The organism is Actinokineospora enzanensis DSM 44649 (assembly GCF_000374445.1).
Classification (GTDB): Bacteria; Actinomycetota; Actinomycetes; order Mycobacteriales; family Pseudonocardiaceae; genus Actinokineospora; species Actinokineospora enzanensis.
The window spans coordinates 135238-143286 of the sequence record NZ_KB894421.1 but is presented as its reverse complement, the minus strand read 5'-3'; the positions used below and the strand labels follow the sequence as shown (position 1 = coordinate 143286).

The window sequence follows — 8049 nt, the reverse complement described above, 5'->3', positions numbered from 1 at the left end:
CCGTGACCACAGCACACCCCCGCCGTCTGTCCCGTGCCCCCGAGCTGGTGGGCCGGGGTTGGCTGAACACCGGTGGCAAGGATCTGCATCTCGGTGACTTCCGCGGCAAGATCCTCCTGCTCGACTTCTGGACCTTCTGCTGCATCAACTGCCTGCACGTCCTCGACGAACTCCGCCCGATCGAGCAGGAGTTCTCCGACGTCCTGGTCACAGTAGGCGTGCACTCGCCCAAGTTCGTGCATGAGGCCGACGAGGCGGCGCTCAGGGCGGCCGTGGAGCGGTACGACGTCCACCACCCCGTCCTGGACGACCCCGATCTCACCACCTGGCAGGCCTACGCCGTGAAGGCATGGCCGACGCTCGTCGTGGTCGATCCCGCTGGTTATGTCGTGCATGTGGCGGCAGGGGAGGGGCACGCGGAGGCTCTGCGCCGGGTCATCACCGAGGTGATGGCCGAGCATGAGCAGGCCGGGACATTGCACCGAGGCAATGGGCCGTTTGTGCCGCCCCAGCCCGCGGAGACCGAGTTGCGGTTTCCGGCGAAGGCGGTCGCAAGCAAGAACCTCCTGGTCGCCGACACCGCCCACCATCGGATCGTGGAGATGGACGGCGACACCGTCGTCCGCGCCTACGGGACCGGCCAGCGCGGCAGGCAGGACGGTAAGGAAGCGACGTTCGCCGAGCCGTCCGGCATTGCCGTCCTCCCCGAAACCATCGCTGACCAGGTCGGATACCACCTGGTCAGCGCCGACACCGGCAACCACCTCCTGCGCGGCATCAACACCGACACCGGCGAGGTCACCACCGTCGCGGGTACCGGCGCGCAGTGGCGCAACGGACCAACCGACGGCCCCGCCACCGACATCGACCTGACCAGTCCCTGGGACGTCGTCTGGTGGGAACCCGCAGGCGGGGTCGTGATCGCCATGGCGGGCAACCACACCCTCGGCCTGTTCGACCCGCGCACCAGCACCGTCAGCCGTTTCGCGGGCACCACCGTCGAGGGCCTCAACGACGGCCCCGTCACGGAGGCGTTCTTCGCCCAGACCTCCGGACTGGCGGTCGATGGTGACCGGCTGTGGCTTGTGGACTCCGAGACGTCCGCGCTGCGCTGGATCGACACCGACCTGACCGTCCACACCGCGATCGGCAAGGGCCTGTTCGACTTCGGCCACCGCGACGGCCCGGCCGACGACGCGTTGCTTCAGCACCCGCTCGGCGTGACCGTCCTTTCCGATCACTCCATCGCCATCGCCGACACCTACAACGGCGCCATCCGCCGCTACGACCCCGCGTCGCACACCGTCAGCACCCTCGCGTCCGGCCTGGCCGAGCCGTCCGGGGCCGTGCTGTTCAACGGCGACCTGCTCGTGGTCGAGTCCGCCGCCCACAGACTCTCCCGGCCTGTCGCCGCCGCGCATCTCGTCGCCGGGGAGGCGCATCAGGTGCGGCGGCCATCGACGGACATCGCCGAGGGGGTGCTGGAGTTGGCTGTCGTGTTCACGCCGCCGCCGGGGCAGAAGCTGGACGAGCGGTGGGGGCCGTCGACCCGGCTGGAGATCACATCCTCGCCGCCCGGGTTGATCAGCGACGGCGTGGGCGTCGGCACCGACCTGACCCGTGCGGTCACCATCGCGCCCGGGTTCACCGAGGGTGTGCTGCACGTGGTCGCCCAGGCCGCCGCCTGTGATGACGACAACACCGAGCACGGCGCCTGCCACCTGGCCAGGCAGGACTGGGGCGTGCCGGTCCGGGTGACGCCCACCGGCGCACGCAGGCTGCCGTTGGTGATGGGTGGGCTGGACGAGCACGCGTGAATCCGGCCCGGGGCACGCCGGTTACCATTCCTCGGTGCCGGAACTGAAGCTGGAGATCCAGATGCTGCACGACCGGGTCCTCGTGCAGCTCACCCCGGAGGAGGGGGAACGGCGCAGCAGCGGCGGCATCGTCATCCCGGCGACCGCGCAGGTCGCCAAGCGGCTGGCCTGGGGTGATGTGCTGGGGGTGGGCACCAATGTGCGCACTGTGAAGGTGGGCGACCGCGTGCTGTTCAACCCCGAGGACCAGCTGGAGGTCGAGGTCCACGGGCAGGCTTACCTGGTGATGCGCGAGCGCGACGTGCACGCGATGGCCAGTGAGCGGACCGAACACGGGACCGGGTTGTACCTCTGAGGGGAAAGGTGAGCCGTGCCGGACGACCAGAACTGGCCGGGCGGGGCGAGATGGCCGCAGACGCACGCGGAGCAGACCGATCTGCTGCCGCGGGTGGACTTCGCCGGACCGGTGGACGCGCCGACGGAGCGGATCGCGATCCCGGCCGAGCTCACCCAGGCCCAGCCCGATGAGCCGAAGCGCCGGAGCCTGCGCAAGCCCGCGATCATCGCCGGGTCCGCGGTGGCGGCGCTGGCCGTTCTCTACGGCATCGATCTCGCGCTGAGCGGTGGCAACGTCCCGCGCGGGGTGACCGTGGCCGGGGTCGAGGTCGGCGGCATGTCCCAGGACGAGGCCGAGCGGACGCTGCGGGAGCGGATCGAGCCGCGGCTGACCGCGCCGGTGGCGGTGAAGATGGGCGGGGTCGAGGAGAAACTGGACCCGGCCAAGGCCGGGCTGACGCTGGACTGGCGGGCCACCCTGGACCAGGCTGGCGACCAGCCGCTCAACCCGTTCACCCGGCTGACCTCGCTGTTCGGCGGCACCCGCGAGGTCGGCGTGGTCACCGCGGGTAACGACACCGCGTTGGCCGCCGAGGTCGACCGGTTGAAGGCGGCGGGCGCGAAGGCCCCGGCCGAGGGCGGCATCCGGTTCGACGGGGTCACCCCGGTTGCCGTGGAGCCGGTGCCCGGCCAGGAGCTGGACGCGCCGAAGGCCCGCCAGGTGATCCTGGACGGCTGGGTGCGGGGCACGCCGCTGGACCTGCCGGTGGCCACCACCCCGGTCAAGACCACCAGCGAGGGCGTGCACGCCGCGCTCGACCAGTTCGCCAAGGTCGCGGTGTCCGGGCCGGTGACGGTGAAGGGTGACGGCAAGGACGCCCGGATCGAGCCCCCGGTGATCGCGGGCGCGCTCGCCTTCGAGCCTGCCGACGGCGGCGGTCTCACCCCCAAGCTCGACCTGGCGAAGATCACCGAGGCGGTCCGCCCGCAGCTGGCGTCCACCGAGAAGCCGGGCAAGGACGCGCAGATCGTGTTCGAGGGGGGCGCCCCGACCGTGACCCCGTCGGTGGACGGCACCGGCGTCAAGTGGGACACCGCGTTCGTGCCGCTGCTGGACGTGCTGCGGAAGGCCGACGGCCGGGAGATCAAGGTCGAGTACACCAAGGCCCCGGCGAAGGTCACCACCGAGCAGGCCAACCAGCTCGGTATCAAGGAGGTCATCGGCGAGTTCAGCACCAAGGGCTTCGCCACCGACTCCGGCGTGAACATCCGCATGGTCGCGGAGAAGGTCAACGGCGCCATCGTCAAACCGGGCGAGACGTTCAGCCTCAACGGTTTCACCGGCCCGCGCACCGCCGCCCAGGGCTACGTGGAAGCGGGCGTGATCAAGGACGGCGCCCCCGGCCGCGAGGTCGGCGGCGGCATCTCGCAGTTCGCCACCACGCTGTACAACGCGTCGTACTTCGCGGGCCTCAAGGACGCCGGGCACAAGGAGCACAGCTACTACATCAGCCGCTACCCAGCCGCGCGCGAGGCCACGGTCTTCCAGAACCACGACGGCAGCAGCGTGATCGACCTCAAGTTCACCGACGACGCGCAGACCGGCGTGGCCATCCAGACGATCTGGACCTCGTCGTCGATCACGGTGAAGATCTGGGGCACCAAGCACTACAACGTGGAGTCCATCCCGGGCACCCGCACCGCCGAGACGCCGCCGCAGGAGAAGCCCGGCCCGACCACCGGCAAGTGCTCACCGAGCAACGGCGCCCCCGGCTTCACCACCTCCGACACCCGCGTGCTGCGCGACGCGGCCAGCGGTGCCGAGGTCCGCCGGGACACCCGCACGGTCAAGTACAACCCCCAGCCCAAGATCGTCTGCGCGCCCACCCCGCCACCGCCCGCGGGCTGAGCCTGGTGCCCCGGAGCCGCTCGGACGATCGGGACGCCTGCGGACGGCCGAGCCATCTGGCAATCATCAGGCCTATCCCGCTGACGCCGGTTGGGCGATCATGGGGTCGTGCCCCGGGGGTGCCCGGTCGGTGAGCGCGGGCGATCGAGGAGTCGGGTCGTTCCCGGCAAACCCGGCGAACTGTGTTCATGTTTGACCACGGCACGCATGGGACACGTCATCCGGGCAACCCCTCCATCGGGTGACCCGCGAAGGAGCGTGCATGTCCACGGCCGTTACGCAGAAGGCGCGCAATGCCCCCGACCAGCGGGTGATCAAGACTCTCGGTCGGGTGGGGATGGGGTGCTACGGCGCCGTCTACGGGATCATCGCCTACCTGGCGGTGCGGGTCGCCGTCGGCGGCGGTGGCCAGGAGGCCGACCAGACCGGGGCGTTGGCGGAGATCGCGAGCACGCCGTTCGGCGCGGTCGTCTTATGGGTGTTGGCGGTGGGACTGCTCGCCTTCGGGGTGTGGCAGCTGCTCATGGCCGCGTTCAGCTTCGAGTGGGTGGAGCAGGGCCACAAGCGCGTGTTAAAGAAGATCAGCGCGGGCGTGCGCGGAGTCGTCGGGATCTCGTTGGGGATAGCCGCGATCCGGATCGCCACCGGGGACGGGGCGCAGAGCGGGGACCAGAAGCAGCAGGAGATGACCGCGCGGCTGATGGAACTGCCCGCAGGCAGACTGCTGGTCGGCTTCGGGTCGCTGATCGTCATCGGGGCCGGGGTGGCGAGCATCGTCGCGGGCATCCGGAAGTCGTTCATGCGAGACCTGGACCCCGGTGAACTCCCCGGCGGCACGCGCCGCTGGGTCGAGTGGCTGGGGGTGATCGGTTACGCGGCCAAGGGCGTGGGCATCGGCATCGTCGGTGTCCTGCTCGGCACCGCCGCCCTGGACGACAACGCGGGGGAGGCGGGCGGGCTCGACTCCGCGCTGCGCACCCTGGCGGGACAGCCGTTCGGCACCGTGCTGTTGATCGTCGTCGCGGTCGGGTTCGCCGCGTTCGGCGGGTACTGCTTCGCCGCCGCCCGCGCACACCGCACCTGAGACGTCGCCGCCCCTGCACCGGGAGCGGCGGCGACCCCGGACCGCCGCCGCTCCCCACCTCGGACACCTGCGGCTAGTGGTGCCTAGAACGCCGCTTCGTCGATGTCCATCAGCTCGTTGTCCGCCGACTCCACGATCTTGCGCGCGGCCGACAGCTCGGGCAGCACGTTCTTGGCGAAGAACGCCGCCACCGCCACCTTGCCCTCGTAGAACGCCTTGTCCTTGCCGGTCACCCCGGCGTCCAGCCGGGCCAGCGCGATCTCCGCCTGCCGCTGCAGCATCCAGCCGACCAGCAGGTCGCCGGTGGCCAGCAGCAGCCGCACGCTGTGCTGGCCGACCTTGTTGATGCTGCGCGCGTCCTCCTGCGACGCGGTCAGGTACTGGATCAGCGCGCCGAGCATGCCCTGCACGTCCTCCAGCGCCTGCTTGAGCAGCTCGCGCTCGCGCTTGAGCCGCCCGTTGCCGCTCTCACTCGCCAGGAACGCGCCGATCTCGCCTGCCACGTGCGCCAGCGCCTGGCCCTTGTCCCGGACGATCTTGCGGAAGAAGAAGTCCAGCGACTGGATCGCGGTGGTGCCCTCGTACAGGGAGTCGATCTTGGCGTCTCGGATGTACTGCTCAAGGGGGTAGTCCTGCAGGAAGCCGGAGCCGCCGAAGATCTGCAGCGACTGGATGAGCTGCTCGGTCGCGCGCTCCGAGCCGACGCCCTTGACCACCGGCAGCAGCAGGTCGTTGACCCGACCGGCCAGCTTCAGCGCTTCCTCGTCACCTTCGCCGGTCCAGATCCGGTCCTGGTAGGTGGCCGTGTACAGGTAGACCGCGCGCAAGCCCTCGGCGTAGGCCTTCTGCAGCATCAGGCTGCGGCGCACGTCCGGGTGGTGCGTGATGGTGACCCGGGGCGCGGTCTTGTCCAGCATGTTCGGCAGGTCGGCGCCCTGCACCCGCTCCTTGGCGTAGTCCAGCGCGTTGAGGTAGCCGGTGGACAGGGTGGCGATGGCCTTGGTGCCGACCATCATCCGGGCGTACTCGATGATCTGGAACATCTGCGCGATGCCGTCGTGCACCTCGCCGAGCAGCCAGCCGCGGGCCGGGGTGCCGTGCTGGCCGAAGGTGAGCTCGCAGGTGGTGGAGACCTTCAGACCCATCTTGTGCTCGACGTTGGTCACGTACGCGCCGTTGCGTTCGCCGAGGTCGCCGGTCTCGGTGTCGAAGTGGTACTTGGGCACCAGGAACAGGCTCAGGCCCTTGGTGCCCGGCCCGGCGCCCTCGGGGCGGGCCAGCACCAGGTGCATGATGTTCTCGGTCAGGTCCTGGTCACCCGAGGTGATGAACCGCTTCACGCCGTCGATGTGCCAGCTGCCGTCCGGCTGCGGGACCGCCTTGGTGCGGCCCGCGCCCACGTCGGAGCCCGCGTCCGGCTCGGTGAGCACCATGGTGGCGCCCCAGCCGCGGTCGATCATGAGCTGGGCCCAGCGACGCTGCTCGTCGGTGCCGTTCTTGTGCGTGATCATGGCGAAGTTGGCGCCTGCCAGGTACATGAACAGCGCCGGGTTGGCGCCCAGGATCAGCTCGGCGGCCGCCCACTGCACGGTCGGCGGCAGGCCGAGGCCGCCCAGGTCGTTGGTGAGGCCGAGCCGCCACCACTCGCCGTCCCACAGCGCCCGGTAGGACTTCTTGAACGACTCGGGCAGGGTGGCGGCGAACGTCTTGGGGTCGTACACCGGCGGGTTGCGGTCGGCGTCGACGAAGGACTCGGCCAGCGGCCCGACGGCGAGCTTGTTCAGCTCGCCGAGCACGCCGCGCGCGGTCTCCTCGTCTGACTCGGCGAGCACGCCCTTGCCCAGGCGGTCCTGCACCTTGAAGACCTCGAACAGGTTGAACTCAAGGTCCCGCACGTTGCTCTTGTAGTGGCCCATCTCGTTGCTCCGTGTCCTCGCGCCGTGACGGTCGTCCCCAGCGGCACGCCGCTACTCGTCGGTAACAAAAGTCTATTACCGGCCGGTAAGACCGGCAAGGCGCGTGCGGCGGATCACCCGGACGGGTCCGGTCACGTGCCCGTCCGCGGTCGGCCCGACGCCTGCGGAGCGATGAGCACACCCGACTTGAAGGCGACCGCGACGGCGTGCGTGCGGTCCCGGGCGTCGAGCTTGCGCAGGATGCTCTTGACATGCGTACGGACGGTCTCCACGGACAGGAACAGGATCTTCGCGATGGCCTGGTTCTCCAACCCGTCGGCGATCAACTGCAGCACCTGGAACTCGCGCCGGGACAGCTGCTGCTGCGCCCCATCCGCCAGCCGCACCAGCCTGCCGCGCGGGATCGCCACCGTGCGGGCCAGGCCGGGGTCGAGGTAGCGGCGACTGTCGAACACCGCCCGGATGGCCTCCACCAGCTGCGGCGGCTCCACCGAGCGCTGCACCACGCCGTGCACCCCGGCCGCGACCGCCGTACCCACGTACTGGGTGGTCCGGTGCGAGTCGCGGACCAGCAACAACACCACCCCGGTCGGACAGGCCGCGCCGAGCGAGGCGCCCAGGTGGCCGCGCGGGTCCAAACCGGAGTCGACCAGCACGATGTCCGGCTGGTAGCGCTCGACGAACTCGACCGCGCCCTGCGGGGTGGCGGCCGCGCCGAGCCAGCGCAGGCCGGGGGTGCGCAGGATGAGCGCGGAGAGGCCCTCGCGGTACAGCGGCACGCCGTCCACGAGCGCGACTGACGGACCGCCGTCCTCCCGCCTCCCGACGGGGGCGTACTGGCCGGTGCTGCGCGACATGCGTGGGTCCTCCCGCTGTCTTCACCCATCCGTGCGGAACACGCGCCACCCCGGGTCGGTTGTCGGCGCGCGAGTACGCGGATCCCGGCCGGTTCGACCGGAAATCTCACCCGTACGTATGATGTTCCGG

Annotated in this window: 6 protein-coding genes; 4 read left to right on the top strand and 2 right to left on the bottom strand. The window is 70.4% G+C overall.

What is annotated here, in order from left to right; genetic code table 11:
- Positions 1-2: 2 nt before the first annotated feature.
- From C503_RS0121865 to C503_RS0121850, 4 genes are all read left to right on the top strand, one after another.
- A complete protein-coding gene (locus C503_RS0121865; RefSeq protein WP_033400884.1) occupies positions 3-1817 on the top strand; it encodes an NHL domain-containing thioredoxin family protein in 1815 nt (604 codons plus the stop codon).
- A 61-nt stretch (positions 1818-1878) separates the two neighbouring features.
- Positions 1879-2172, top strand: a complete 294-nt coding sequence (locus C503_RS0121860; RefSeq protein ID WP_051114905.1) for a GroES family chaperonin — start codon at positions 1879-1881, stop codon at positions 2170-2172.
- A gap of 15 nt (positions 2173-2187) precedes the next feature.
- The gene (locus tag C503_RS0121855) at positions 2188-4062 is read left to right on the top strand and encodes a VanW family protein (protein ID WP_018684357.1); all 1875 of its coding nucleotides are present in this window, start codon (positions 2188-2190) and stop codon (positions 4060-4062) included.
- A gap of 262 nt (positions 4063-4324) precedes the next feature.
- Positions 4325-5146, top strand: coding sequence for a DUF1206 domain-containing protein (locus C503_RS0121850; RefSeq protein ID WP_018684356.1), 822 nt, complete (start codon positions 4325-4327; stop codon positions 5144-5146).
- 83 nt (positions 5147-5229) lie between these two features.
- Here the strand turns inward: C503_RS0121850 and C503_RS0121845 are convergent, their stop codons facing one another.
- Complete coding sequence (locus C503_RS0121845) at positions 5230-7062, bottom strand: acyl-CoA dehydrogenase (protein WP_018684355.1); 1833 nt, start codon at positions 7060-7062, stop codon at positions 5230-5232.
- A gap of 131 nt (positions 7063-7193) precedes the next feature.
- A complete protein-coding gene (locus C503_RS40300; protein ID WP_018684354.1) occupies positions 7194-7919 on the bottom strand; it encodes a response regulator transcription factor in 726 nt (241 codons plus the stop codon).
- Between the last annotated feature and the right edge of the window lie 130 nt (positions 7920-8049).